General features: G+C 58.5%; 33 protein-coding genes and 1 tRNA gene. 30 read left to right on the top strand and 4 right to left on the bottom strand.

What is annotated here, in order from left to right:
• Positions 1–3: 3 nt before the first annotated feature.
• From RG836_RS00250 to RG836_RS00160, 19 genes are all read left to right on the top strand, one after another.
• Positions 4–321: a hypothetical protein gene (locus RG836_RS00250; RefSeq protein WP_310842220.1), complete on the top strand. Its 318-nt coding sequence runs from the start codon at positions 4–6 to the stop codon at positions 319–321.
• Positions 322–324: 3 nt separating this feature from the next.
• Positions 325–678: an antiterminator Q family protein gene (locus tag RG836_RS00245; RefSeq protein WP_310842219.1), complete on the top strand. Its 354-nt coding sequence runs from the start codon at positions 325–327 to the stop codon at positions 676–678.
• 334 nt (positions 679–1,012) lie between these two features.
• Positions 1,013–1,339: a phage holin, lambda family gene (locus tag RG836_RS00240; protein ID WP_310842218.1), complete on the top strand. Its 327-nt coding sequence runs from the start codon at positions 1,013–1,015 to the stop codon at positions 1,337–1,339.
• A complete protein-coding gene (locus RG836_RS00235) occupies positions 1,336–1,722 on the top strand; it encodes a hypothetical protein (RefSeq protein ID WP_310842217.1) in 387 nt (128 codons plus the stop codon). Before RG836_RS00240 ends, RG836_RS00235 begins: the two co-directional genes overlap by 4 nt.
• Positions 1,682–1,870, top strand: a complete 189-nt coding sequence (locus RG836_RS00230; RefSeq protein WP_310842215.1) for a hypothetical protein — start codon at positions 1,682–1,684, stop codon at positions 1,868–1,870. Before RG836_RS00235 ends, RG836_RS00230 begins: the two co-directional genes overlap by 41 nt.
• Positions 1,871–1,883: 13 nt before the next feature.
• Positions 1,884–2,627, top strand: a complete 744-nt coding sequence (locus RG836_RS00225) for a hypothetical protein (protein ID WP_310842213.1) — start codon at positions 1,884–1,886, stop codon at positions 2,625–2,627.
• 124 nt (positions 2,628–2,751) lie between these two features.
• Complete coding sequence (locus RG836_RS00220) at positions 2,752–3,297, top strand: terminase small subunit (RefSeq protein ID WP_310842211.1); 546 nt, start codon at positions 2,752–2,754, stop codon at positions 3,295–3,297.
• Entirely contained in the window at positions 3,269–5,215 is a 1,947-nt protein-coding gene (locus RG836_RS00215) for a phage terminase large subunit family protein (protein ID WP_310842209.1), read from the top strand. Before RG836_RS00220 ends, RG836_RS00215 begins: the two co-directional genes overlap by 29 nt.
• Positions 5,215–5,418 (top strand): phage head-tail joining protein, encoded by a 204-nt coding sequence (locus RG836_RS00210; protein WP_310842207.1) that lies wholly within the window; start codon positions 5,215–5,217, stop codon positions 5,416–5,418. The genes RG836_RS00215 and RG836_RS00210 overlap by 1 nt, the downstream gene beginning before the upstream one ends.
• 7 nt (positions 5,419–5,425) lie before the next feature.
• Positions 5,426–6,940 (top strand): phage portal protein, encoded by a 1,515-nt coding sequence (locus RG836_RS00205; protein ID WP_310842205.1) that lies wholly within the window; start codon positions 5,426–5,428, stop codon positions 6,938–6,940.
• On the top strand, positions 6,900–8,909 hold the full coding sequence (locus tag RG836_RS00200) for a prohead protease/major capsid protein fusion protein (protein ID WP_310842203.1): 2,010 nt from the start codon (positions 6,900–6,902) through the stop codon (positions 8,907–8,909). The genes RG836_RS00205 and RG836_RS00200 overlap by 41 nt, the downstream gene beginning before the upstream one ends.
• A gap of 83 nt (positions 8,910–8,992) precedes the next feature.
• Positions 8,993–9,343: a DUF2190 family protein gene (locus RG836_RS00195; protein WP_310842201.1), complete on the top strand. Its 351-nt coding sequence runs from the start codon at positions 8,993–8,995 to the stop codon at positions 9,341–9,343.
• A 14-nt stretch (positions 9,344–9,357) separates the two neighbouring features.
• A complete protein-coding gene (locus RG836_RS00190) occupies positions 9,358–9,690 on the top strand; it encodes a head-tail joining protein (protein ID WP_310842199.1) in 333 nt (110 codons plus the stop codon).
• A 2-nt stretch (positions 9,691–9,692) separates the two neighbouring features.
• Entirely contained in the window at positions 9,693–10,247 is a 555-nt protein-coding gene (locus RG836_RS00185) for a hypothetical protein (RefSeq protein WP_310842197.1), read from the top strand.
• Positions 10,244–10,438, top strand: a complete 195-nt coding sequence (locus RG836_RS00180; protein WP_310842196.1) for a DUF2635 domain-containing protein — start codon at positions 10,244–10,246, stop codon at positions 10,436–10,438. The genes RG836_RS00185 and RG836_RS00180 overlap by 4 nt, the downstream gene beginning before the upstream one ends.
• Positions 10,435–11,907: a phage tail sheath subtilisin-like domain-containing protein gene (locus tag RG836_RS00175; RefSeq protein WP_310842195.1), complete on the top strand. Its 1,473-nt coding sequence runs from the start codon at positions 10,435–10,437 to the stop codon at positions 11,905–11,907. The genes RG836_RS00180 and RG836_RS00175 overlap by 4 nt, the downstream gene beginning before the upstream one ends.
• A 24-nt stretch (positions 11,908–11,931) precedes the next feature.
• Positions 11,932–12,297: a phage tail tube protein gene (locus RG836_RS00170; RefSeq protein WP_310842193.1), complete on the top strand. Its 366-nt coding sequence runs from the start codon at positions 11,932–11,934 to the stop codon at positions 12,295–12,297.
• On the top strand, positions 12,297–12,599 hold the full coding sequence (locus RG836_RS00165) for a phage tail assembly protein (protein ID WP_310842191.1): 303 nt from the start codon (positions 12,297–12,299) through the stop codon (positions 12,597–12,599). The genes RG836_RS00170 and RG836_RS00165 overlap by 1 nt, the downstream gene beginning before the upstream one ends.
• Positions 12,600–12,699: 100 nt before the next feature.
• A complete protein-coding gene (locus tag RG836_RS00160; RefSeq protein ID WP_310842190.1) occupies positions 12,700–14,457 on the top strand; it encodes a phage tail tape measure protein in 1,758 nt (585 codons plus the stop codon).
• Between the two features lies 1 nt (position 14,458).
• On the opposite strand, the gene RG836_RS00155 is transcribed toward RG836_RS00160, so the two are convergent.
• Complete coding sequence (locus RG836_RS00155; RefSeq protein WP_310842187.1) at positions 14,459–15,058, bottom strand: hypothetical protein; 600 nt, start codon at positions 15,056–15,058, stop codon at positions 14,459–14,461.
• Positions 15,059–15,172: 114 nt separating this feature from the next.
• On the opposite strand from RG836_RS00155, the gene RG836_RS00150 reads away from it, so the two are divergent.
• The 10 genes from RG836_RS00150 (at position 15,173) to RG836_RS00105 (ending at position 22,238) form a co-directional block, all read left to right on the top strand.
• Entirely contained in the window at positions 15,173–16,417 is a 1,245-nt protein-coding gene (locus tag RG836_RS00150) for a DNA circularization protein (RefSeq protein ID WP_310842185.1), read from the top strand.
• Complete coding sequence (locus tag RG836_RS00145; RefSeq protein ID WP_310842183.1) at positions 16,410–17,525, top strand: phage baseplate assembly protein; 1,116 nt, start codon at positions 16,410–16,412, stop codon at positions 17,523–17,525. The genes RG836_RS00150 and RG836_RS00145 overlap by 8 nt, the downstream gene beginning before the upstream one ends.
• Positions 17,522–18,022 carry a phage baseplate assembly protein V gene (locus tag RG836_RS00140; protein WP_310842181.1) on the top strand — a complete coding sequence of 167 codons (501 nt, stop codon included), beginning with the start codon at positions 17,522–17,524 and terminating at the stop codon, positions 18,020–18,022. The genes RG836_RS00145 and RG836_RS00140 overlap by 4 nt, the downstream gene beginning before the upstream one ends.
• Entirely contained in the window at positions 18,022–18,489 is a 468-nt protein-coding gene (locus tag RG836_RS00135; protein ID WP_310842179.1) for a phage GP46 family protein, read from the top strand. The genes RG836_RS00140 and RG836_RS00135 overlap by 1 nt, the downstream gene beginning before the upstream one ends.
• Positions 18,489–19,547, top strand: a complete 1,059-nt coding sequence (locus RG836_RS00130) for a baseplate J/gp47 family protein (protein ID WP_310842177.1) — start codon at positions 18,489–18,491, stop codon at positions 19,545–19,547. Before RG836_RS00135 ends, RG836_RS00130 begins: the two co-directional genes overlap by 1 nt.
• Positions 19,548–19,555: 8 nt before the next feature.
• The gene (locus tag RG836_RS00125) at positions 19,556–20,146 is read left to right on the top strand and encodes a YmfQ family protein (RefSeq protein WP_310842174.1); all 591 of its coding nucleotides are present in this window, start codon (positions 19,556–19,558) and stop codon (positions 20,144–20,146) included.
• Between the two features lie 3 nt (positions 20,147–20,149).
• Positions 20,150–20,932, top strand: coding sequence for a hypothetical protein (locus RG836_RS00120; RefSeq protein ID WP_310842173.1), 783 nt, complete (start codon positions 20,150–20,152; stop codon positions 20,930–20,932).
• A 4-nt stretch (positions 20,933–20,936) separates the two neighbouring features.
• On the top strand, positions 20,937–21,344 hold the full coding sequence (locus RG836_RS00115) for a tail fiber assembly protein (protein ID WP_310842172.1): 408 nt from the start codon (positions 20,937–20,939) through the stop codon (positions 21,342–21,344).
• 57 nt (positions 21,345–21,401) lie between these two features.
• A complete protein-coding gene (locus RG836_RS00110) occupies positions 21,402–21,827 on the top strand; it encodes a cell wall hydrolase (protein ID WP_310842171.1) in 426 nt (141 codons plus the stop codon).
• A gap of 180 nt (positions 21,828–22,007) precedes the next feature.
• Positions 22,008–22,238, top strand: coding sequence for a hypothetical protein (locus tag RG836_RS00105; RefSeq protein WP_310842307.1), 231 nt, complete (start codon positions 22,008–22,010; stop codon positions 22,236–22,238).
• A 12-nt stretch (positions 22,239–22,250) separates the two neighbouring features.
• On the opposite strand, the gene RG836_RS00100 is transcribed toward RG836_RS00105, so the two are convergent.
• The 3 genes from RG836_RS00100 to RG836_RS00090 form a co-directional block, all read right to left on the bottom strand.
• Positions 22,251–22,595 (bottom strand): hypothetical protein, encoded by a 345-nt coding sequence (locus RG836_RS00100; RefSeq protein ID WP_310842169.1) that lies wholly within the window; start codon positions 22,593–22,595, stop codon positions 22,251–22,253.
• A gap of 84 nt (positions 22,596–22,679) precedes the next feature.
• Positions 22,680–22,889 (bottom strand): hypothetical protein, encoded by a 210-nt coding sequence (locus RG836_RS00095; protein WP_310842167.1) that lies wholly within the window; start codon positions 22,887–22,889, stop codon positions 22,680–22,682.
• A 205-nt stretch (positions 22,890–23,094) separates the two neighbouring features.
• Positions 23,095–23,182: transfer RNA gene (locus RG836_RS00090), tRNA-Ser, on the bottom strand.
• A 124-nt stretch (positions 23,183–23,306) separates the two neighbouring features.
• Here RG836_RS00090 and RG836_RS00085 point away from each other — a divergent pair.
• A complete protein-coding gene (locus RG836_RS00085) occupies positions 23,307–23,978 on the top strand; it encodes a Bax inhibitor-1/YccA family protein (RefSeq protein ID WP_310842166.1) in 672 nt (223 codons plus the stop codon).
• Positions 23,979–23,983 lie beyond the last annotated feature (5 nt).

The following is a 23,983-nucleotide window of genomic DNA, read 5'->3' as shown; positions in this document are numbered from 1 at the left end:
ATGATGAAAAAGCAGCATGGCCCCGCCTTTGTGCGCTGCCTGATCCCGATGGCGGACTGCCCATCCTGCGCCGGCGCCGGTTTGGTCAAGGGCGTTTTCCATCAAATGGATTGCATCGGTTGCCACGGCGCCGGCCTGGTCCATGCCGAGACGCTAGAGGCGATTCCGGTCGATGACCTGGTGGTGCAACTCGGCATGAAGGTGCGCAACCTCGCCGCCCAGCTCAAGACGCTCGACTGCTCGACGCCCAGCGCCGAAGCCAGGCACTACCAGCAAGACAACACGCGCGGCGCCGGCCGCTCTACTTTTCGGGGAGATTGACCAATGGCCAGGGCATTGAAGTTCACGGATCGCACTGTTGAGGACCTGCTCGAGCATTGGGGCCGCTGGGTGGTGTTGGGCTCCGGTGTGTCGTGCTGCGCTTCCAGGGAGAACGATCTTCACACGCCGATGATCACTGATGACGACGCGCTTCTGATCGATGGGCTCATGGGTCGCCTGCTCCAGCGGTATACCGAATGCGGAAACGTGCTGATGAAGTACTACACCTCGCGCGACAAGGCGCTGGTCGATGTGGGGCGGAAATTGGGCTTTGGCGAGGAGAAGACCCGGCAGCTTTGGAAGGCCGGAATCGCGTGGATCGATGGGGCTTTAGATATTCGTCGCGAGGCTGCTTGACAGGACCGGGGCCAATATATAGATTTCAGCTACTTTGCGGTTTTTCCGCGAGCAAAGCCCAACTCTGAAGTTGGGCTTTTTGCTTTCTGTAATGCAGATGACTGCGCAGGCTGATGCGCTACAGGCTGGAAGAGATCGCAGAGCGGTGCCGGCCACTCATTACGCTACGGTTCCCCTCGAAGCCGGAGATCAGCACCGGCCATCTGCACCAATTATTCGAAGCCTCGGCATTTGCCGGGGCTTTTTCGTTTTCGGCTCCACCACACCCATTGCTCCGAGCTGGGAGTGCTGCTGGAGCCGGATCTACTTACTCCCCTAAAGGGAGGACAGTCGGATGTCCAAAATGCCAGAAAAATCTCCTGACTTCTGGGCGCAGGTCTGGCTCGTCCTCAGCAACCCGCTTTGGCAGGGCGCGATCATGGCCTCCACCGTCTCTCTATTGCGCGTCCTGTACGAAGGCAAGGAGGCGAACAAGTGGCGTGTGGTGCTTGAGGCGCTGATCTGCGGCTCACTGAGCCTGTCTGCCAGCAGCGTTATTGAATGGATGGCTTGGCCCTCCAGTCTGTCGGTCGCGGCGGGTGGCACGATTGGGTTTATCGGCGTCACCGCGATCCGAGAGTTGATTATCAAGTTCCTCGGTCGCAAGGCGGACTCAGCATGAAGGCGATCGCTACTGCTTTGATCATTGCCCTGGTCGGCATTCTGCTCGTTGGCATCCAGCAGTACCGCGTGACCATCCTGCGCGCCGAGGTGGCTGTCGAGACCAAGAGTAAGAACGACGCGATCACGGCCAACACCGAAAGTCAGGCCACCATCACCACGCTCCGCGCCGAGGCTCAGCGCAATGCGGACTATTTGAAAGACCTGAACAGCCGGCTCAAGGCCAGCCAGGACAAAGCCAGAAAGGCGGAGAAGAACTTTGAAGATCTCAAGCGCAACAGCAAGCCTGTTCGTGATTGGGCTGCTCAGCCTTTGCCTGACGGCCTGCGCGGGAAAGCAGCCAGTGGTAACAAAGACAACAGCATTAAGGCTCGAACCCCCTGAACTGGTCCCATGCGAGCGCGTCGACGAAGCCCAGGCTGATCTCCGCGACAACGGCGACGTGTGGCAGTTGAAGGACCAGGCAATCAACCTGCTCGACACTTGCGCCGACCAGGTCGACGCCCAGATCAAGCGCAGCCAGAGCAAATAATCCGAGGTGAGTTGTGCTCAGAATCGATGCGCACACGAATGTGGAAGAGCTTTCCAAAGCATTCCGCATCCTGGAGAAGAAGCAGCTCCCGTTTGCTTTCGCTCTTATGGCCACTCGATTGGCAATGCTGGTAAAGAAGGGCGAATTGTCAGTGATGCGTGCACGCCTCGACAGGCCGACCGCCACGACGATGAACAGCCTCTACGTTAAGGCCGCCAAGAAGGGGAACTTAGAGGCGCGCACATTCTTCAAGGATGCTTGGACCTCGGGTGTCCCGGCTGACACTTACTTGCAGCAGCCAGTAAAGGGTGGTCGCCGGCCGCATAAGCGCTTCGAGAAAGCGCTGATCGGCAAAGGCATCATGAAGCCAGGCCAGTACGCAATCCCAGCAGCATCAGCGCTCAATCAATTCGGCAACGTACCGCGAGGCACGATCATGAAGATCCTGTCGGGCCTGGGTGCGGCCGAGACGGTAAGCGGCGTGCAGGCCAACGCCACTGGTAGCAAGAAGAGCAAGCGTAAGGGCAATGCGCAGAAGTATTTCGCCGGTGACGTCGATGGAACACAAGGCATCTGGGAGCGGAAGAAGACTGCCTTCGGCGATGCTGTTCGGCCTGTATTTGTCTTCAGTGATAGTGAGCCTGGCTATAAGGTCATCGTTCCGTTCTACAAGATCGCAGACAACATCGTGAGCGCGAACCGAGCGAAAGAATTCGCGAGCGCGATGGATCAGGCACTTTCTACAGCCCGGGGCTGATGGGCAGGGCAAGAGGGTGCCCCCCCTTTGGGTCCTTCCCGGGCCCCCAACCCCTTGCGGGTAATTCGGGCCCCGCGCGCCAAACATGTATGACCTTTTTTCCACGGTTGGTTGTTGTGTAGTCATGGCCAAAAACGAAACAACCAAACAGCGCGGCTGGTTGAACAAATCCGAGATGGCTTCGAGCCTCGGGATTTCGCCGCAAGCCTTTGACAAATGGGGAGTTACGCCTGTCGCCCGCATAGGCCGAGAGGCGTTCTATACCGTGCAGAACGTGGTCGAAAACCGCGTTGATCACGCACAGCGGAAACAACAACCTGGGGGTGATGGACCGGAAGGTCTTGATCCGTGGGCCGAACAAAAACTCGTGCAAGAGCGCTTGCGGTTGACCATTGCCCAAGCGGACGCGCAGGAGAAGAAAAACCAAGTCGCCGACAAGCTGTTGGTGCCGGTGTCCTTTTCTACATTCGCCTTGGAAAAAATCTCATCCAAGATTGGTTCAAAGCTCGAGACAGTTGGCAAGACGGTGAGTCGCCGTCATCCGGAAATTGATCCTCGGATACTAGAAACCATGGAGCGGGAGATCGCCCTGGCTCGCAATATCGCCGCGCAGTTCGGCGACGAACTACCGGGATTCCTTGATGAGTATCTTGCAACCATGGATTCATGACCTCGGCAAAGCCGTACGGTTAGGGTTGCAAGGTCTATACAAAGAGCCGCCCATGACGGCGGTCCAATGGGCCGACGAACACTTCTACATGTCCTCGGAATCGTCGTATCACGAGGGCAAGTGGACGACAGACGCGTTTCAAATCGCCATCCTAAATGCCATGGGAAACGACTTGATCGCAGTCGTTAACTTCGTGAAATCTGCGCGGATCGGCTACACCAAGCTGCTCATGGCGAATATTGGTTACAAGTTGCAGCACAAGCGCCGCAACATCGTTATGTGGAGCCCGACTGACCCTGATGCTCAGGGCATTAGTAAGCGGCACGTCGACGGCCTGGTTCGTGATGTGCCTGTGATAAAGGAGCTTGCGCCCTGGTTCGACAAGAAGCATCGCGACAACACACTCGACCAGAAAGTTTTTTCCAACCGAAAGAGCCTATGGATACGCGGCGGTAAAGCCTCGCGCAACTATCGGGAGTTGTCCGCCGACGAAGCGATCTATGACGAGCTTTCAAATTTCGACCAGGATATCGATGGTGAAGGTGACGCCGTTACCCTCGGTGACAAGCGTCTGGACGGAGCCACCTATCCAAAGTCAATTCGTGGGTCGACACCCAAAAAGGTCGATAGCTGCCAGGTCAACAAGGCAGCAAATGAATCGCCAGTAAGACTTCGGTTCCACATTGCATGCCCTCACTGTCAACAGGAGCAGACGCTCAAGTTCGGCGGGAAAGACTGCGCGTTCGGCCTGAAATGGGACAAGGACAAACTCGGCCAGGCGATCAAAGCTTGGTATGTATGCGAGCACTGCGCCGCATGCTTCTTTCACCCGGACATGGTTGCCGCCTCGCCACATGGTCGATGGATCTGCGAAGAGACTGGTATCTGGACGAGAGACGCAATGGACTGGTTCGACGCTGATGACCAGCCGGTGCGAACTCCTAAGTCTGTGGCGTTCTTCTGCTGGGCTATCTACAGCACATGGTCTGCATGGCTGAAAATTGCCGAAGAGTTTCTCAAGATCAAAGGCGATCGCGAGAAGCTGATAACTTTCACCAATACAACGCTCGGCGAAATGTGGGATGACGATCAGGGAGAAAAGCTTGATCACGAAGTCCTTTACGGCCGCCGCGAAGTTTATCCGCAGGTCCCGGCGCTTGGTCTAATCCTCGTGGGTGGCATCGATACGCAAGATGACCGTTTCGAGGGGCGCGTCTGGGCCTTCGGTCCAGGTGAGGAAGCTTGGCTGGTTCACCGCTTCATTTTGATGGGCGACCCTGCGAGCGAAGAGCTTCGCCGCAAGGTGGGCCTTGAGCTGCACCGGCAGTTCACCCGCGTGGACGGCACCGTCATGAAGGTTGAGCGCTGGACGTGGGACGCCGGCGGCCACTATGCGGACGAGGTTTATGCCGAGAGCCGCAAGCATGGCGTGCACTGGGTTGTGCCAATCCGCGGAGCAACCATCTACGGAAAGCCGATCGCGAACTTTCCGCGCACGAAGAACAAGGTGCACAAGGTCTTCCTCACCGAGGTCGGTACCGACAACGCCAAGGAATTGCTCTACAGCCGGATGGGCCTGCCGGTCGATACGGCTGCCTCCCAGGCGGGCGTGTCTCAGCCTGGTGTCGTTCACCTTCCGGCCAACGACGTGATCTGCGACGAGTCGGAGGTCAAGCAACTCACCTCTGAAAAGAAAAAAGCAGCCATCTCCAAAGGCAAGCGCGTGATGCGCTGGGACAGCGGCGGCCGTCGAAACGAGGCGCTCGATTGCTTCGTGTACGCGCTCGCCGCTCTACGCATCTGCCAGCAGCGGTTCGGGCTTGATCTCGATCTGCTGGTTGCTGCTGTCACCGGCGGCAACGAACCGGACGCGGAAGAACGACCGCGGAAGAAGTCCTCTCACTGGAATAAAAACTGATGGCCTACACGATCGAGCAATACAGCGCCCTGCAGGCGGCCATCGCCGAAGGGGCGTTGTCGGTCCGCTATGCCGACAAGAGCGTCTCCTATCGATCACTCGACGAGATGATGCGAATCCTCAAGCTGATGGCTACTGAACTTGGGCTGAATGCCTGCAACGACGGCGGTCGCCGTTTCGCTTCGTTCTCCAAGGGGTACTGACATGGGGATGATTGACGATCTGTTCCCCGGGTTCGCGGCCAAACGTTCAGAAATGCGATTGAAGAAAGCGCGCACTGACATGGCGCTGAAAATGATTGAACGCCGGTTTGAAGGTGCAGCAGGCGGCCGCCGCAATGATGGTTGGCGGGCGACGGGGGCCGACGCCAACGTGGAGAATGCTCCGGCCTTGGCCAAGCTTCGCAACCGCGCCCGCGATCAACGTCGTAACAATCCGTTCGGTGAGCGCGGCATCACCGGCATCGCCGACAACGCTGTCGGTGCAGGGATCGTTCCTCTGCCCTTGGCGAAACGCGATCGCGATGGCTTGCGGCTGATGGATTTGTGGAAGGCCTGGGCAGAGACAACCGTTTGCGATGCCGACGGCCTGGATAATTTCTACGGCCTGCAGCACATGATCATGGAGGCGGTCGCTGAAAGCGGTGAGTGTTTGCTGCGCCGCCGCCGGCGCTTCAGCTCCGACGGACTGCCCGTCCCCGTACAGCTTCAGGTGCTTGAGGCCGACTTTCTCGACGAGTCAAAGGCCGACATCGCAGGGCTCAACCGAATCATTCAGGGCGTTGAGTTCGACGCTCTTGGCCGTCGGGTCGCCTATTGGTTGTTCGATGAGCACCCTGGCGCGAACGCCGTTTGGGGTTCTCTGCAATCGCGCAGGGTGCCGGCAGAAGATGTGATTCATGTCTTTCTGCGCAAGCGTCCAGGACAGGCCCGCGGTTACAGCTGGCTGGCACCTGTCATCCAGCGCATGCGCAACTTCGACGAGATGGAAGATGCCGTGATGGAGCAGGCGAAAATCGCCTCTTGCTTCGCGGCCTTTGTCACCAAGGATGAAAACACAGCGGCGCCGGGTGGAAAAAAGCCGGCGCTTATTGATCGTGTTGAGCCTGGAATTGTTCAGGAGCTGGGCTTTGGAGAAAGCGTCAGCTTCGGTACACCGCCAACATTCAACGGCTACACGACCTATTCCTGGCAGCAACTGCATGCCATGGCTGTTGGGTTGGGTGTGCCTTACGAGCTACTCACCGGCGACCTCAAGGGTGTCAATTTTTCGAGCGGGCGAATGGGTTGGCTGAACTTTGCTCGCCGGGTGGACGTTTGGCAGTGGCGGATGTTGATTCCGCAACTGTGTGACCAGGTCTGGCGCTGGTTCATGGAAGCTCAGGTGCTGCTGCCTGGCGGGGTGACCGATGACGTCAAGGCTTATTGGGTGCCGCCGCGCCGAGACATGGTCGACCCCAAGGCAGAAACGGAAAACGTCATCACTCGTGTGCGCAACGGTCTGACCACTTGGCCTGATGCCTTGCGCGAACTCGGGATCACAGACCCCAAACGGCATGCCGAGCAGATCAAGAAAGCCAACGAAATGATCGACGAATACGGCCTGGTCCTGGATTGCGACCCGCGCCGAGTTGCGGCTGCTGGTTCTCCGAGCCTGCCACCAATCACAGAAGAGAAGCCAGACGATGCCGACTCCAAACCAGGCGACGACGAACAAGACCCATGACACTCCAATGTTGAGCCTTCGCGCCGCCGTGCGCGAAGGCTCAGTCGACGTTGAAGCGCGCACCGTAGAGCTGGTCTGGACAACTGGCGCGAAGGGCCACCGCTGGTCGTGGGATGTTGGCAGCTACATGGAAGAGCTGGAAGTGAGCGATGAGGCTATCCGGCTCGATAGGTTGAACAACGGAGCCCCTCTGCTCAATTCCCACAAGTCAGAAGATCTGAATGACGTTATTGGCGTAGTTGAAAGAGCGTGGCTCGAAGGCGATCAAGGTCACGCACTGGTGCGATTCAGCAAGCGAGACGACGCCGAAAAGATCTTCCTTGATGTCCAGGACGGGATCTTGAGGAAGATCAGCGTCAAGTACGTCGTTCACCGCTACCAAATTACCGAAGACAGTGAAGAGAAGCTTCCTACGTATCGGGCCGTTGATTGGGAGCCATTGGAACTATCTGTCGTTCCGATTGCTTTCGATGACGGCGCCAACTTTCGTAGCGCCAAAACCCCGGCCGAATACCAAGGCCAGAAATTCCCCACCATTTTTGAAGTTCGGGAGGCAGATAAGCCCTCCGAAACACCGGCCGCCGTGCCTACGACCCAAGAGGAAGATGCAATGACCGAAGAAGAGAAGCGCGCGGCCGAGGACAAGCTTCGCCGTGAAGCCGCCGATGCCGAGCGCCTGCGCAGCCTCACCATCCGCACCATGGCGCGCAAAGTGCAGATCGACGACGATGTTTTCGTCGAAGACCTGATTGCTCGCGGTGTTCCTGTAGCGGAGGCGAGTTCAGCTCTGATCGACAAGCTGGCCGAGCGTCAAAACAAGGATCAGCCGCAAACCCGCAATAGTCAGCCAACTGTGGTCACCGGCGGTCTGGACGTGTCGGTGCTCAACGCAAAGCGCTCTGCCATGCAGAATGCGCTGCTTCATCGCTGTGACGCCAACATCGCGCTGGAAGAATCCGGTCGTGAATTCCGCGGGATGCGCCTGGTTGACATGGCTCGGGAATTTGTCGAGATGGCCGGTGGTACCGCTCGCGGCATGACGCCGCAGGAGTTGGCCCGTGCAGCTTTGGGTTGTGATCGCCAAGCTGTCCGTGCCGCCGGCATGCACAGCACCAGCGATTTCCCGTTGCTGCTGGGCAGCACCGTCAATCGCACGCTGCGTGATGCGTACACCAACGCGCCGCAAACTTGGCGCCCGCTCGGCCGTCAGACCACTGTGCCAGACTTCCGTGCAGTAACCCGCGCCGCGTTGGGCGACATCGCTGCGCTGGAGCAGGTTAAGGAACATGGCGAGTACAAATACGGCACGCTGTCCGAGGACGGTGCACCGATCAAGGTCGCCAAGTTCGGTAAGATCATCGCCATCACTTGGGAAACCATTGTGAACGATGACCTTGGCGCGCTCACCCGTATCCCTGCAGCGCTGGGCAATGCTGCCGCCGCGACCGAATCCAACGTGGTCTGGGCGCTCTTGCTGGGTAACCCGAACTTCACCGATGGCGTTCCGTTCTACGACGCGAGCCACGGCAACGTTGCGGCGGGCGGTGGCGCGATCAATACCACCACCTTGGCGGCAGCCCGCGCAGCGATGCGCAAGCAGAAGTCGAAAGCTGGTGAGTTCCTCAACCTGGCTCCAGAGTTCCTGGTTGTCGGTCCAGATAAGGAACTGGAGGCATACCAGTTCACCAGCTCCAACTACGTGCCGGCCAAGAATGCCGACATCAATGATGTTCGCAACGCATCGCTGACGGTTATCGTGGACGCCCGAATCACGGGCAACCAGTGGTACTTGTTTGCCGCGCCGGGCGGTGTCGACACGTTTGAATACGCCTACCTCGAAGGAGAGCAAGGTGTATTCACTGAGACCCGCGAAGGTTTCGAAGTCGACGGCATGGAAATCAAAGCGCGGCTGGTGTTCGGTGCTGGCTGGATCGATTACCGCGGCGCGTACAAAAACTCAGGCGCGTAATTCGCCATGTCGATCTGAACCCAAAAGGGCGCCGCGTGGCGCCCGTTTTGATTTCCAGTTTCTATCTCTAAAGGGGACCTTGCATGAAGACTTTCATCCAGCACGGCGACTGCCTGACCGTTATTGCACCGGCCGGCGGCACCAACTCGGGCGAGCTTTACAAAGTCGGCGGGATCATCGGTGTCGCAGCCACCACCGAAGCGGCAGGCGCTCAAGTGGTGCTGAAGCTTGACGGTGTGTTCGGTCTCACCAAAGTCAGCGCCCAAGCGTGGGCCGTCGGCGATCTGATCTACATGAACACCACCAGCCGCTCTTTGACCAACGTCTCCGCGACTGGTCTGGTGCTCGTTGGCGTGGCCACCGAAGTGGCTGCGAACCCATCGGCAACTGGCGCCTGTCGCCTCAACGGCGTATCCGCTCCGGCAGCGGTGTAATGGGCTGGGCCACCATGGCCCAGCGCATGCTCGGCGTTTCGATCCGCACCTTTAGCGAACCTACGGCGGCCCTTGATCCATTGGGGGCCGTGTACTGGCTGACCGATGGAATCGAACCCGGTGTGCCGCTAGCCCAAGCCGTGTTCGATACCGCTCACGTTTCCGTTGATCCAGAGACGGGCGCGCCGGTGTCGAGCCAAAACCCAGTGCTCGGCGTTCGATTGATCGACTTGCCGAACGAGCCCACCAACCGCGATCGCGTCCTAGCTCGCGGGGTCTTGTACAAAATTAGCGATCTGCAGCCCGACGGCGTGGCCGGCGTAACGCTCATCCTCCGCAAGGTCTGAACATGGCTCACCCACGAGAACTGATTCGCAAGCAGGCTGTTGCGGTGCTGAAGGGCGCCACCAATGCAGGGGCCAGCGTCTACGCCAGCCGCGTGGCGCCGCTCATTTCCAATGGATGGCAGAGCGAACTCCCCGCGATCATCGTTTACACCATGGACGAATCAGCCGAGATATTTAACCAGGCGCCGCGCGAATACCGGCGCCGGGTTGAGTTGGTCGTCGAGATCCACGCCGAGGGCAACGAGGCGCTGGACGACACACTCGACACCCTGGCGCGGCAAGTCGAAAGGCTGCTGCTCATGGATGACACGCTCGGCGATACCGCCAACGACTTGCAATACCAGCGCTCGCGGATGGTGCTTCTTGATCAATCTGAGCACCTGACCGGCGCTTGTCGGCTCATCTTCGAGGCCGAGTACTTCGACCGTCACCCCGACGATCTTTTCAATCAGAGCCTGCCGGACCTGAACACGGTCCGGACCGAATACAGCCTGAGCAACAACCAACCCAATCCGGCGGATCGTGCCGAATCGATCATTGAGGACTTGAACCCATGACCACCCGAGTGCTGGTTAAACCCGTCGAGGGGCGCCTGGTGCGCATCCCTGGCACCTATGCGGCGATTGACCCCGCCGGGACACCGGTGGAAATGGACAGTTACTGGGTCCGCAAAGTTGCCGCCGGCGACGTGGAGTTTTCAACTCAAGAGCCTGCTGTCCAGGCCCCAATCAAAGGTGAGAAACAATGAGCATCGGATTCGACACCATCCCTGGGCCCGGTTCGCTTCGCAAGCCAGGCGTTTATAGCGAAATCGACAACAGCCAGGCAGTCCGCGGGCCTCAGTCGGTCACCTATCGCCGGCTGCTTATCGGCCAAAAGCTGGTCGCAGGCGTGGCTGTGGCTAACACCCTGGTCCGCGTGACCAGCGCTGCGCAGGCGGACGCTCTTTTCGGTGCCGGCTCCATGCTGTCCGGGATGGTTCGGGCTGCGCTGGCGATCGATACCTACACCGAACTCCAGGTAATGCCGTTGATTGATAACGTGGCGGGGGTTGCTGCTACCGGTACCCTGGTCTTCACCGGCCCGGCCACTGCTTCGGGAACGATCGAATTAATGATCGCCGGCCGACGTGTTTCGGTAGGCGTGATCAGTGGCGATTCGGCAACGGCCATCGCCACAGCGGCAGTTACGGCGATTACGGCAGCGCCCGATATGCCGGTAACCGCAGCCGCCGCCGTCGGCACAGTGACATTGACCAGCCGCCACAAAGGTGAGGCCGGTAACAGCTTGAATGCCAGGGTCAACTATTACACCGGGCAGGTGCTCCCTACCGGCGTTGGCGTGGCCGTGACGGCCTTCACCAATGGCGCTGGTAATCCGGCGCTGGCGGCCGCGCTTGCTGCACTGGGTGATGAATGGCTTCACACCTGGGCGATTCCGTACACGGACGCCGCCAGCCTTGCCAGCGTTAAAACTGAAATGGACAGTCGCTTCGCGTGGGCCCGTGAGATTGAAGCGCATGCCTTCGCGGCCGCGCGCGGCAGCCAAGGGACGCTCGGCGCGATCGGCGACAGCCACAACAACCAACATCTGACAATCATGATGGCCAACGATGAGCCGATGCCGGCTTATGAGAAGGCCGCTGAAACCATGGCTATTGCTGCTTATTACGCGGCCATCGACCCGGCTCGGCCTATCCAGAACTTGCCTTACGTCTGGTGCCTGGCGCCGGCGGCCGCGAATCGATTCACCAACCAAGAGCGCAACCTGCTCCTGTTCGATGGTATCGCCACCAGCAAAGTTGCTACCGACGGCACCATGCTGGTTGAGCGGCTGATCACCACATATAAAACCAATACCGCCGGCGCGCCGGATATCAGTTACCTGGACAGCGAGACGCTGTTCACCCTGATGAAAATCCGCCACGACTGGCGCGACTACATCCTGCGTAAGTATCCGCGGCACAAGCTCGCCGACAACGGCACGCGCTATGGCATCGGTCAGGCCGTGGTCACACCGAACGTGATGAAAGCGGAAGCGATCGCCAAGTTCCGCGAGTGGGAGGAGTTGGGGCTGGTCGAAAACATCGACGACTTCAAGGCCAACCTCATCGCAGAGCGCAATGTCAGCGACCCGAACCGGCTCGACATGCTGTTGCCGCCGGACCTGGTCAATCAACTGCGCATCGTCGCCAACAAAATTCAGTTCCGCCTGTAAGGCGGACTTCAGGAGAACGATCAAATGGCTGGCAAACGCGTTGGCGGCATCATCAGCTTGAAGATCAACGGCGATATGTACTTCGCCAAGGGCGACTTCACCTACAACATCGGCATGCCCAAGAAGGAAGGCGTGGTCGGCAGCGACCGCGTCCACGGCTACAAAGAAACGCCGCAGATCCCATTCATCGAAGGCGAAATCACCGACCGCCAGGAGATGAGCCTCGAAGACTTGCTCAACACCACCGACGCCACCATCACCCTTGAACTGGCCAACAGCAAGGTGATCGTTCTGCGTGAAGCTTGGTACGCCAGTGAAGGCACGGGCAACACCGGTGAAGGCAACATCGCGGTGCGCTTCGAAGGCATGTCGGCCGAGGAGGTCAAGTAATGGCGACGGAAAAAAAGATCACACTCAAGGCTCCAGTGCAATTCGGCAGTGAGTCGGTCAGCGAACTGGTAATGACTCGGAAGCTCAAGTACCTGCGCGGCTACTCGCTGCGGGTGACCTCGGACGGCAAGGGTAGCGGGGCGATCGATCTGGACTTTTCAACGCTGATTGATCTCAGCGCGAAGATGATCGGTCGCTCGCCGGCATTTATTGATGAGGTCGACGAAGACGATCAGGCCGTGCTGCTCCAGGAAGCCCGAGATTTTTTGCTCAAGCACCTGGGGGGTGGCAGTCAGGAGTGACTGTCGTCGTCAAGGTAATGGGCGTGCAGCCCTCGGAGGTCATGGAGATGGACTTCGAAGAGTTGAACTGGTGGCTTGAACGGGCTGAGGAGTGGACGGGATGGCAGACAAGGGATACGGATTAAGCGTAATCATTGGTGCTGTTGACCGACTGACCGCGCCGCTGCGCGGGATGCTGGGCAAGGTGCAGGCGCTGAGTGCCGGAATCAGCCGTTCGCTGGATCGTGCCGGGTTGCCGGTGTTCACCAACAGCCTCAAGAACGTCGGCAGTGCCTTGGGCGGCGTGGGCACCGCGGTCGGACGAAGCCGTGACAGGCTTCTTGGGCTGGGCGCCACGCTCGGCATCACCTCGGCGGCCATCGGCCTGTTCGTGAACGGGTACGCAGATGCGACTGGGGCAATCGGCGACACCGCCGAGAGAACCGGCATCAGCCGCGAGCGGTTCCAGGAGCTTGGGTTTGCGGCCAAGCTGACCGGGTCGTCGTCGGAGGTGCTCGCTGGCGCTTTGCAAAAAATGAACATCAACGTGGGTGCAGCTACCAAGGGTTCGAAGGAACTGACGCAAATGTTCGCCGGCTTGGGCATCAAGCTCAAGAACACCGACGGTAGCCTGAAGAGCACCGACGAGCAGTTCGCCATGTTCGTCGATCGGATTTCCAAGATCAAAAATCCATCACTGCAGGCGCAGGCAGCGGTGAAAATTTTCGGCAAGAGTGCCACCGAGCTTTTGCCGTTGATAAGGGGAGGCAGTGCAGGGCTAAAAGAAATGTCGGACGAGGCTCGCCGGCTTGGGATTGTTCTATCCGACGACGCTGTGCGTGATGGCGAAGCGTTCGGCGACATCCTGGACACACTGAAAGCCTCCGTCACCGGGGTGGGTAACATCATCGGCACAGCGCTCGTCCCTGAGCTCAGCAAAATGTCCGTGTGGCTCACCGAAACCATCGTCAAGTACCGGCCTCAGATCGAAGCTTTTGCAACGGCCTTCGCGCGCGATCTGCCGGGCAACATCACAAAGATCGTTGGTTTTCTTGGTGATCTTTACGACGGGATTCAGCCAGTGATCAGCGCCGTCGGTTGGCTGTCCGATACCTTCGGTGGAGCCAATGTGATTTTCGCAGCCCTGGGGGCTTACATCGGCGGCGGGCTGGTGTTGAGCATCCTGAACTTGGCGGTGGCCTTCAAAGGCTTGGGCTTCGCCATCTCGGCCACGCCGGTCGGGTGGTTCCTCGCCGCAGTGTTCGCCATCGGCTTTGCTGCGACTGTCATCTATAAAAACTGGGGCTCGATCGTCGAGTTCTTTCAGGAGAAATGGGCAGGGGTCAAAGCCGCGTTCAGCGATGGGATCATCAACGGGATCGTGAAGGTTTGGCAGGAGTACAACCCGGCGACGCTTATCATGGAGGCGCTCAACGGTCTGGTGAAATACATGACTGGCTGGGACCTGAGCGCGATCTTGGGTGAAAAAATTAAAGACGCCGTCAGTGCAATGAAAAGCGCAATCCCTGACTGGGCGGCAAAGCTGCTGGGCATTGAGGTGACCGAAGGTGCGTCTGAAGGTGATCAGAGTTCGGATCCTCCGCAGACATCCATTTCAGAAACTGCGGCGTCAGCGTTTGCCCCGGAATCTGGCGCAGCGACGCCAGGGTCGGAAAAGGATCTTGCTGATATCGGCCGCCGCGCAGCTCAGGTAGGAAGTGATTCCGCTCAGCTTATTGCCCCGGCCCCGCAACCTGCCGAGGTCCGCGTAAAGGTCGACTTCACCAACGTGCCAAGAGGTGTCCAGGTGAAAACCGAAGGCAGCCAAGGCGCCAAGTTCGACACGGACATTGGCTACTCAATGGCAGCGCCGGCCTAAATCATTTCTTCATTGCATCTATAAACGATGTGGAGTTTGAAGCCGCCTTGGTGGCTTCAGCGGATTTCTTCTTCAGGTCAGCCAGTTGGCTGTTGACCTCTGAAAGATCTGCCGGGTTAAGAGTAGTCAGTGACCGATGTATTTTGAAAGTCGCGGGTATTCCCTCTTTGAAGTACTCCCGCGAGTTACCAGCACCGCTTTTTAACCAGCCGTCGGCCAGTAGCGCGTTCTCGAAAACCTCCCGTTCCGTCAAAGGAAATTCGAGACGAACTGATCTATAGCTCAGCTTCTCCGGCGGAACCTCCGCAACTTTTGGGCCGTCACTCGAGTTGACCTTTGTCGAGAAGTTGTCTTTACCGTCGAAGAAAATCGACGCCGAATCAGCTTTTGCGCCATAGACGATGGTTTGCTTGCTGCGCTTGCATTCGTAGTAGCTGTATTTATCTACGCACTCGGTGAACCCCATTGCTCTACCAATATCGGGAGTTCCGGGAACGGAGAGGCCCGCAACCTCGACGGGCTGAAGGCGTCCGCCGGCGGTAATACTCGTTGCTGCCAAAAGCAAAAAAATCGGTCCAATCCTTTTCATTGTTTTATCCATTCGAGCACGTGATTTTCTTGATCATAAATTGCTTATTGCAGTTTGTGTGGGAAACCTTGCACGCACTAAACCCCGCCTGCAGCTTCATGCCGGCGGAATTGCTGGAGCGGGCCCATGACGTGGAGAGACAACTACCGCGCCGCGACTTTTCGCGGCGTTCCTTTTTTTGTGGAATCCGCCGACAGCACTCATGGGCGCCGCCAGGCGGTTCACGAACATGCTCAGCGTGACGTTCCATACACCGAAGACCTTGGCCGCAAAGCCCGTGAATTTTCGGTGTCCGGTTATTTGATCGGTCTGGAGTATCAGACCGCGCGCGACGATTTGATCAAAGCCTGCGAAACCGCAGGGCCCGGTGTCTTAGTTCATCCGTACCGCGGTGAAATGACTGTTGTCTGTCGCGGCCTGGGCTTGAGCGAAAGCACCAGTGACGGCGGCATGTGCGTCGTTAAGCTGACCTTTCTGGAAGCAGGGGAGGCGTCTTATCCATCTGCGAAGGTCGACACCGTTAATGCGATCAGTGCCAAGGGCAACACGGTTACTGATGTGGCGGAGAAGGGATTCGTTTCCGATTTCCTGACCACGGGTTTTCCTGCTCATGTGGCGGAAGCTGCCGCCGGCAACCTTTCGAAACTGGCTGAATTCATGGCCGCACCCGGCCTCGCGTTTTCCGATGACCTACAGGCTGCGTCAGATTTTTATGCCCAAGCCAAGGGGATTTCCTCGGACGCTTTCGACCTGGTGCAGAAGCCATTCGAAATGGCCAACCGCCTGATCGGCGTCTTCGGATCGATCCGTACAGCCTTTGGCAGCAACGCGTTCAGCATGCTCACCAGTCTTTTCGACCGGTCGTCGACCAAATATGAGGGCAGCACCGCCACCCCGAGCCGGCGGCAACAGGCGCTGAACCAGACATCAATGAACTCACTTGTTCGTCAGGTCGCTGTGGCTGAGGCCGCGAAGGCTGCCGTGGTCACGCAGACAACCGCCGTCACACCCGGCGGGATCCGTCAGCCTGAAAGTCAACCTACGGTTTACGACAGCTACCCGGAAGCAATCAAAGTTCGGGATGACCTGGTTGATCGCATCGACACTGAAAGCGAAGCGACCGCCAGTGACGAGATGTATGTCGCATTGACTGATCTTCGAACTGCCGTGGTCCAGGCCGTGCCAAGCCCCGAACAGGACCTCGCAATGATCGTGACTTACATACCGCGCGAGACCCTGCCGTCGCTTCTGGTCGCCTACAAGATTTACGGCGACGCCGCTCGGGCGGTGGATATCTCCAAACGCAACAGTCCTCGGCATCCTGGTTTCTTGATGGGTGGCCAGGAGTTAGAGGTATTGGCGGATGGATGACCTTGAGCTGCTGATCAACGGCATGAAGTACTCCGGCTGGACCTCGCTCGGGGTCACCCGCGCCGTGGACGCTGCCACCACAGCATTCACTGCAACGCTCACGGAGCGCTGGGAGGGCGGGGAAAACCAGTCTTCCCAGATTGAGCCGTGGCCGATTCTCCCGGGCGACACGTGCGAAGTCAGGCTGGCGGGTTTCCGGATGGTCGTCGGGTACGTCGACATCTTCAAGCCATCGTTCAGCGCGAATGACCACTCAATCAACATTCAGGGCCGGGACAAGGTCGCTGATCTGGTTGATTGCAGCGCCGTGCATTCGCCGGACGAATGGAAAAACATCGATCTGTTGCGGTTCGCCAAGGCGTTGGCCGCTCCATTTGGCGTCACGGTCTCGGCAGACGTCGACGTGGGGGCGCCTTTCCCTGTCTGCAAGTTGCAGCAGGGGGAGACGGCCTTCAAGGCGATCGAGCGATATGCCCGGCAGCGCAAGGTTTTGCTGATGCCTGACGGCGCTGGGGGTCTTTTAATCACGCGCGCCGGCGTTCGCCGCGCGGTGACATCGTTGATTCAGGGCGAAAACATCCTGGACGCCAGCGGCACCATCGACCACAGCCAGCGGTTCAGCAGCTACCTGGTAAAAGGCCAGGCCGCATACAGCCCGGACAGCACGGGGGAAACTGAAGCCCACATCGAGGGCGGTGTCAGCGACAGCGGAATCAAGCGCTACAGGCCAATGCTCTTGGTGGCTGAGACCGGCGGCACGGCGTCGAGCCTCAAGGATCGCGCCACATGGGAGGCTAACAGCCGGATCGGCAAGTCGGCGGCCGCGAGCATTACCGTTCAAGGATGGCGGCAAAGCCCGGGCGGTGACCTGTGGGAGCCGGGAATGCTGGTGTACGTCCGGTCTTCCTGGTTGCGGATGGACGGGATGATGCTGATCAGGCAAGTCACTTACGAACGGGGCGAAGACGGAACCACGTCGAAGCTGGAGATCGTAAGTCCTCAGGCGTTCGACCCCGAGCCTCCCGATGGCAAGGATGCCAAAAAAGGCAAGAAGGGCTCCAGGAACATCTGGGCCGAAGCAATTCCGGAAGAGGACAGGATTAAATGAATGACGGATTCCGCGAGCTCCGCGATCGGATGATGATGGTGTTCGGCCGCGGCGTTCTGCGTGGCGTAACGGATACCGGCCCGCGACAGCAGGTCCAAGTCGAGTTGTTGAAGGACGAATTACGCGACGGCCTGGAGCACATGCAGAACTACGGCTTCACCAGCCATCCATTGGGCGGCGATGTCGCCGTAGCGTTCACCGGCGGCAATCGGGAGCAAGGGATTGTGCTGGTCATCGATGATCGCCGGTACCGCATCCCGTTGCTCGCAGGCGAGGTGGCCATCTACGACGACCTCGGCAACAAGATTGAGTTGTTGCGCGAGATGGTGAAGGTGACGGCCGTGCAGCACGCAGAGGTTGTCGCACCAACTATCAAGTTGGTGGGGGAGGTGGAAATCATCGGCAACATCACCACCACCGGCACCATCACCAATAACGGCAAACGAATCGACAGCACTCACACCCATACAAGTGGTGGCGCAGGAGTACCCGTCTGATGGCTGACGCCGCAATGGTAATGACCGAAAACGGGGGAGAGTTGCTTCTGTCGGGACTCGATCTGGAGCGCGACGACGGCCTGCAGACGGCGGTGATCATCAGCCTGTTCACCGACCGCCGTGCCAGCGCCGAACAAATTCCCGCCGAACTCCCTCAGGACGACCTGCGTGGTTATTGGGGCGACATCAGCAACGCCACACCATCCGACCAAACAGGCTCTCTGCTTTGGTTGCTGGCGCGAGAGAAGCAACTTCCGCAGATCCTGGGCCGCGCCCAGCAGTATTGCCGTGAGGCGCTGGCCTGGATGGTCGATGACCTGATCGCCACGCGCGTCGAAGTGAGCGCTGAGTTCGTCGCGCGCGGCTGGATGCTGATCCTGGTAGATATTTTTCGGCCGACTGGCTCCCCGGTGCGTTACCGGTTCAACTATGAATGGGCGGCCCAAGCCGCGAAGAGGTCTGCCTGATGCCATTTGCGAGACCCACACTAACTGAACTGATCAACCGGGTAGTCACTGACATCAGTAGCCGGGTGACCGGCGTCGGGAGCGCAGTGTTGCGCCGGTCCCTGCTCGGTGTGCTCGGGCAATCCGAAGCCGGCGCCGTCCACATGCTTTACGGATATCTCGACTGGATCGCCAAGCAATCAATCATCGATACCGCCGAGAAGGAATATCTCGAACGTTGGGCTGCGATCTGGAAAGTCACTCGGAAAACCGCCGGTTTCGCTAGCGGGCAGGTGGCGCTATCCGGTTCCGCAGGCAACGTGGTGGAGGGCGGAACGGTAGTGCAGAGACAGGACGGCGTTCAGTACAAAACGCTCGGTGATGCTGTTTTCAGTTCCGGCCCTCTCATCATCCCGGTGTTGGCCATCGAGGCGGGAGAAGCTGGCAACTTTGATGCTGGCCTGCCGATTTTCCTGCTTTCACCGATTGCGGGCGTTCAGTCCACTGGCACTACGGCGACCAAGCTTGAAAACGGGGTTGACGTCGAGACCGATGATCGTCTGCTCGCGCGCCTTCTGGCCAGAATCCAACAGCCTCCCCATGGCGGTGCCTCTTTTGACTACGAGCAGTGGGCGCTTGAGGTTGCTGGCGTAACACGGGTTTGGGTCTATCCGATCCAGCTGGGACCGGGCACCGTTACGGTTCTGTTCGTCTGCGACGAAGAGGTAAGCATCATTCCAAGCCCCGCGAAGGTCGCCGAGGTGCAGGCCTACATTGATGTCAGGGCTCCAGTGACCGCTGAAGTGTTCGTCGCCGCACCAGTTGCTGATCCGCTGAACATGAACATAAAGCTCACACCTAACACCGCTGCGGTGCAAAACGCCGTCCGCGCGGAGTTGGCGGACTTGATTGATCGGGATTCCGCACCTGGTGGCACGATCCTTATTAGCCGGCTGCGCGAAGCCGTGTCCCTCGCCGCGGGCGAAAGCAACAACCAGATTGTGTCGCCAACCGCCGACGTCACGCACGCTACTGGGCACATGGCCACGGTTGGGACTCTCACCTTTTCCAGCCTGTAGGAGGCGCAATGCCAACAGCTGCTGAATACAGGGAGCAGCTGAAAGCGCTGCTTCCACCAGGCCAGGCCTTTCCACGCGATCCGGGCACGACGCTACACGATCTTTTGGATGGGATGTCCATCGAGCTCGCGAGAGTCGATGCGCGAGGCAGCGTTCTGCCGCAAGAAGCAAACCCCAGCACATCGGCCGAGATGCTCACGGACTGGGAGCGAGTGGCGGGGCTTCCAGACAAGTGCTCGGGCGTCCTTGAGGAAACGCTACAGGGGCGACGTAACGCATTGCTGACCAAGCTCACCAGCACTGGCGGGCAGTCGGCTGCGTACTTCATCGAACTGGCTGCATCGCTTGGGTACGTGGTGACAATCGAGATATTCCGGCCGTTCAGGGTGGGTCGATCGCGTGTCGGCGATGCACTCACCAACGGCCCCTGGGCTTTCACCTGGTTGGTAAGGGCACCGGAAGTATCAGTAACCACTTTCCGCGTTGGCCGGTCGGCCGTGGGGGAGCGCCTGCGCACATGGGGCAACGACACCCTCGAATGCAAACTAAATCAACTGAAGCCCGCGCACACGCTCGCGATCTTCGCTTACGGAGAATGACGCATGCACAGAATTGATGGGCCAGGCGCCACCGTCGACCACAGATTCACCGATGGAGATCCGGTGGGTGGTGTGGAGGCCACGGTTGTAACGGACGACTGGGCGAACGATGTTCAAGAGGAGTTGATGACTCTCTTGACGGCTGGCGGTGTCACGCCAGTCAAAGGTGTGCAGGATCAAGTTCTCAAAGCGATAGCTGCAATCCTTCGTGCCCAGTTGCTGACGGCAGAAGTCACGGCGGGTACAGCCCCGGCTTTCACGCTCACACCTTCAACCCCTATTACCGCTTACGCGGCAAATCAGCGTTTCCGGGTGAAGTTCAACGCGGCTGCGACGAGTGGGACCCTGAACATTTCGGGATTGGGTGCTAAGAACCTCAAGCGGTACGACTATACCGGCGTCAAAATCGCCGCGGTCATTGCTGCTGGCCAGCTTGCTGACGTCGAATACGACGGGACGGATATGGTCGTGCTTAATGGATTAACGGACCGGGATGGATTTGCGGTTTCCCTAGGCGCAAGCGGTTACATCAGATTCCCGAAATCGCTCGGAGGCTTTTTGGTTCAGTGGGGTTTCGCTACCAGCAACATCGCGGGGATCGACGGTATCGTTCTACCGACATCCCACGCCAATACAAACTACGTGGTTTTTTGCCAGTCCAGGGATTTCACCCAAAACGTGACATTTGGCGCTCAATCAACGAGCAACGGCACGTTCAACGTAACCGCTCGCACATCGTCCGGCCTTACCGGCTCAACCTTTCACTTCATGACGCTGGGGTTCTAGGCCAATGACAATCTTATTTTATGCCGCGGTTACGTCATTCGACGATGTTCCGGACGGTGGTGATATTCCAGTAGGCGCAGTTGAGATTTCATGGGCTTTGCGTCAAGACCTCCTGGATGGTCAGTCTGCTGGAAAAAGCATTAAGGCAGACGAAAACGGTTACCCCATTCTCGTTGATCGACCAATACCACCGCGTGATTACCTATCTGAGGCAGTCACCGAGGCGGCAAAGCTTCGATCAATCGCTGATTATGCGATCACGCCACTGCAGGACGCCGTGGATATCGATGATGCGACCGATGTTGAGGTGGCACTTTTGAAAGCCTGGAAGAAATACAGGATCGCGCTCAACAGGCTACCCGAGCAACCCGGCTATCCAGCGTCGATCCTTTGGCCTGCCACCCCGGTATGACCTGAGCAGTAAAGCAGCCCGCCATTGAGCGGGTATTTTTTTGTCTGGAGAAAAGTTATGGCTGTTACCGAGAAAGACCGCGAGATCCTCGCTCGAACGCTGTGGGGCGAGGCACGCGGTGAGGATCTGATCGGTCTAATCGCTGTGGCGTGGACCATCCGCAACCGCGTGTTCGATGGCAAGGCAAAGTCCTGGTGGGGGGAGGGTTACGCAGGCGTCTGCCAGAAGCCGTATCAGTTCAGCTGCTGGAACAAGAACGATCCGAACTTCGCCTACCTCAGCGGCGCTAAGCCGATCCCGTTCCGCGAACTTGCCCAGGCCCGGATCGCTGCTGACCACGTCATCGCCGGCACCGCGCCAGATCCGACCGGCGGCGCCACTCATTACTACTCGACCACGATGCCCAAAGCCCCCTCCTGGACGAAGGGCGCCACGCAGACGCTGAAGCTCGGGCATCACATATTCTTCAAAGATGTGCCGTAGAAGGTGCGGCTTCCTGCAGCACTTGTCTGCCTGGCCGGCGCGGATCATCATTACCGCTCAACCAGGATGAACGGACGACATGGACAAGCTACAAGCCGCCCTCATGATGCTGATGACAGTCGTCTGGATATCGGCGGTGCTTCTGGTCTTTTACTGGATGGCGAATTGAGAGGTGCGGCAGTGGAAGGTGTAGTGATGGGTGACAAGATGATGCGGGAGGCCGACCGACTGCTGGCTCAGATCGGCCGGGCCGACTCCATGATCGTCGCTGTGAAGGCTGGCGCGCGCGCCGACGGCTTCGTGCTCGGGCTTGAGACGGCCGGCGCGCTGCGGGTAGGCGATGCCGAGCGTTTATACATCATCTTCGAAGCTGCGCTCGATGAACGATTGAAATCCCTGGCTCCGTTGTAATCAGTTCATCACCTAGAAGATTGTCTTGGTCTGCGGGGTGAGGTTATCCAGTATCCCGCGCAACCGCTCGACCTCGCGCTTTGCGCCCCTCGCCGCTACCTCCATGTGGTAAAGCTCTTTCCGAACGGCCGCCAGTTCGCCAGCCCGCTCCCTGAGCAGGCGTTGCGCTTCCTCGCGCTGCGCGACTGCTTCCGCGTGCATCTCAACCAGACCATGGATATTTTCTCGGGCCCTGCGTAGCTGCAGATTCAGTTCGAGCACCTCGTTTTCCAGCAGATCTGCGTAGTGCTTGACGGTTTCCAGATGCGTCGGGCAGCCGAGCCAGTCGCTGGTGTCTTCGATTTCGTAGGGATCCACGGTGACGCCTTATCAAAATACTGTTTGGATATACAGTAATCGATGAAGGGTTGCCGGGCGAGAGCGGGGCGACGAATTGCAGCTTCACTCCGGCGCCATGAGCACGGCCAGGGTCAGCTTGATGAACTCCTCGTTTTTGTCGATGGTGTCCATTGCGCCTCGGATGTTGTCGGCCACGTCGGCGGACCCGCGGGCTTCCACCCAGTTGGAAAGCTCCATGATGGCAGCCTCAAGCGCGAGCTGGTTCTCGTTGATTTTGTAAAGCAGGGACGGGAGCAGGTCAGAATGTGGCATCGCGAATCCTCGGTTATGAGGTCAGCGTAGCACCGTGGCAAATGAAGTTTTATTAACTGTCGGCAGGACGCCGGAAGAGGGGAGTTCGAGGCTTAGTTATGGAACACTTCCATAATAGTTATGGAACGCCTGCCATGTGTGGAGAAATTCCCCGTAGGCCAGAAACGACAAAGCCCTGAATAATCAGGGCTTTGTCGTATAAAGATGGCGGAGGCGATGGGATTCGAACTCATGGACCTGTTACAGTCGACGGTTTTCAAGACCGTTGCCTTAAACCACTCGGCCACACCTCCGTTTTGCGTTGCGGGCGCCATAATACCGGAATGAAACACACTGTCAAACTCTCCACGTAGCTTGTTACAGAGCGTCTGTTATGATCTTTGCATCCGAACGTTTCAAACCAACAGGAGAGTCGCCATGCGCGAACAGGATTACGCAGTTAACAACAGCGTGCAGGCTGGGCAGCTAGAAGTTAGCCGCGTCCTGCGCAACACTTACGGCTTGCTAGCTCTCACCCTCGCGTTCAGCGGCGTGATGGCGTTCGTGGCGCAGCAGATGCGCGTCGGCTACCCGAACATCTTCGTGGTGCTGATCGGTTTCTACGGGCTGTTTTTCCTCACCAACAAACTCCGTGATTCCGCTTGGGGCTTGGTGTCGGCGTTTGCCCTGACCGGTTTCATGGGCTTCCTGCTCGGCCCGATCCTCAACCGCTACTTGGGCATGCAGGGCGGCGCTGAAGTGGTCAGCTCGGCATTCGCCATGACTGCGCTGGTATTCGGTGGTCTGTCGGCCTACGTGCTGATCACCCGCAAAGACATGAGCTTCCTCGGCGGCTTCATCACCGCGGGTTTCTTCGTCTTGATGGGTGCGGTACTGGCCAGCCTGTTCTTCCAGATCAGCGGCCTGCAACTGGCGATCAGCGCAGGTTTCGTGCTGTTCTCCTCGGTCTGCATTCTGTTCCAGACCAGCGCCATCATCCATGGCGGTGAGCGTAACTACATCATGGCGACCATCAGCCTGTATGTATCGATCTACAACCTGTTCATCAGCTTGTTGCAGATCTTCGGCATCATGAGTCGCGACGACTGATCAAT

The organism is Pseudomonas rhizozeae, from assembly GCF_031583775.1.
Taxonomy (GTDB): domain Bacteria; phylum Pseudomonadota; class Gammaproteobacteria; order Pseudomonadales; family Pseudomonadaceae; genus Aquipseudomonas.
This window is presented reverse-complemented; position numbering and strand designations above follow the sequence as displayed.

What these genes read in the sequence shown, in the direction of transcription:
- RG836_RS00120 (WP_310842173.1), top strand. Translation starts at nt 20,150, where the DNA reads ATGCACAGAATTGATGGGCCAGGCGCCACCGTCGACCACAGATTCACC.
- RG836_RS00180 (WP_310842196.1), top strand. Translation starts at nt 10,244, where the DNA reads ATGACCACCCGAGTGCTGGTTAAACCCGTCGAGGGGCGCCTGGTGCGC.
- RG836_RS00130 (WP_310842177.1), top strand. Translation starts at nt 18,489, where the DNA reads ATGCCATTTGCGAGACCCACACTAACTGAACTGATCAACCGGGTAGTC.
- RG836_RS00095 (WP_310842167.1), bottom strand. Translation starts at nt 22,889, where the DNA reads ATGCCACATTCTGACCTGCTCCCGTCCCTGCTTTACAAAATCAACGAG.
- RG836_RS00220 (WP_310842211.1), top strand. Translation starts at nt 2,752, where the DNA reads ATGGCCAAAAACGAAACAACCAAACAGCGCGGCTGGTTGAACAAATCC.
- RG836_RS00190 (WP_310842199.1), top strand. Translation starts at nt 9,358, where the DNA reads ATGGCCCAGCGCATGCTCGGCGTTTCGATCCGCACCTTTAGCGAACCT.
- RG836_RS00150 (WP_310842185.1), top strand. Translation starts at nt 15,173, where the DNA reads ATGACGTGGAGAGACAACTACCGCGCCGCGACTTTTCGCGGCGTTCCT.
- RG836_RS00245 (WP_310842219.1), top strand. Translation starts at nt 325, where the DNA reads ATGGCCAGGGCATTGAAGTTCACGGATCGCACTGTTGAGGACCTGCTC.
- RG836_RS00175 (WP_310842195.1), top strand. Translation starts at nt 10,435, where the DNA reads ATGAGCATCGGATTCGACACCATCCCTGGGCCCGGTTCGCTTCGCAAG.
- RG836_RS00140 (WP_310842181.1), top strand. Translation starts at nt 17,522, where the DNA reads ATGAATGACGGATTCCGCGAGCTCCGCGATCGGATGATGATGGTGTTC.
- RG836_RS00110 (WP_310842171.1), top strand. Translation starts at nt 21,402, where the DNA reads ATGGCTGTTACCGAGAAAGACCGCGAGATCCTCGCTCGAACGCTGTGG.
- RG836_RS00250 (WP_310842220.1), top strand. Translation starts at nt 4, where the DNA reads ATGAAAAAGCAGCATGGCCCCGCCTTTGTGCGCTGCCTGATCCCGATG.
- RG836_RS00240 (WP_310842218.1), top strand. Translation starts at nt 1,013, where the DNA reads ATGTCCAAAATGCCAGAAAAATCTCCTGACTTCTGGGCGCAGGTCTGG.
- RG836_RS00210 (WP_310842207.1), top strand. Translation starts at nt 5,215, where the DNA reads ATGGCCTACACGATCGAGCAATACAGCGCCCTGCAGGCGGCCATCGCC.
- RG836_RS00235 (WP_310842217.1), top strand. Translation starts at nt 1,336, where the DNA reads ATGAAGGCGATCGCTACTGCTTTGATCATTGCCCTGGTCGGCATTCTG.
- RG836_RS00125 (WP_310842174.1), top strand. Translation starts at nt 19,556, where the DNA reads ATGCCAACAGCTGCTGAATACAGGGAGCAGCTGAAAGCGCTGCTTCCA.
- RG836_RS00085 (WP_310842166.1), top strand. Translation starts at nt 23,307, where the DNA reads ATGCGCGAACAGGATTACGCAGTTAACAACAGCGTGCAGGCTGGGCAG.
- RG836_RS00160 (WP_310842190.1), top strand. Translation starts at nt 12,700, where the DNA reads ATGGCAGACAAGGGATACGGATTAAGCGTAATCATTGGTGCTGTTGAC.
- RG836_RS00135 (WP_310842179.1), top strand. Translation starts at nt 18,022, where the DNA reads ATGGCTGACGCCGCAATGGTAATGACCGAAAACGGGGGAGAGTTGCTT.
- RG836_RS00200 (WP_310842203.1), top strand. Translation starts at nt 6,900, where the DNA reads ATGCCGACTCCAAACCAGGCGACGACGAACAAGACCCATGACACTCCA.
- RG836_RS00195 (WP_310842201.1), top strand. Translation starts at nt 8,993, where the DNA reads ATGAAGACTTTCATCCAGCACGGCGACTGCCTGACCGTTATTGCACCG.
- RG836_RS00145 (WP_310842183.1), top strand. Translation starts at nt 16,410, where the DNA reads ATGGATGACCTTGAGCTGCTGATCAACGGCATGAAGTACTCCGGCTGG.
- RG836_RS00170 (WP_310842193.1), top strand. Translation starts at nt 11,932, where the DNA reads ATGGCTGGCAAACGCGTTGGCGGCATCATCAGCTTGAAGATCAACGGC.
- RG836_RS00205 (WP_310842205.1), top strand. Translation starts at nt 5,426, where the DNA reads ATGATTGACGATCTGTTCCCCGGGTTCGCGGCCAAACGTTCAGAAATG.
- RG836_RS00165 (WP_310842191.1), top strand. Translation starts at nt 12,297, where the DNA reads ATGGCGACGGAAAAAAAGATCACACTCAAGGCTCCAGTGCAATTCGGC.
- RG836_RS00115 (WP_310842172.1), top strand. Translation starts at nt 20,937, where the DNA reads ATGACAATCTTATTTTATGCCGCGGTTACGTCATTCGACGATGTTCCG.
- RG836_RS00185 (WP_310842197.1), top strand. Translation starts at nt 9,693, where the DNA reads ATGGCTCACCCACGAGAACTGATTCGCAAGCAGGCTGTTGCGGTGCTG.
- RG836_RS00155 (WP_310842187.1), bottom strand. Translation starts at nt 15,058, where the DNA reads ATGGATAAAACAATGAAAAGGATTGGACCGATTTTTTTGCTTTTGGCA.
- RG836_RS00215 (WP_310842209.1), top strand. Translation starts at nt 3,269, where the DNA reads ATGAGTATCTTGCAACCATGGATTCATGACCTCGGCAAAGCCGTACGG.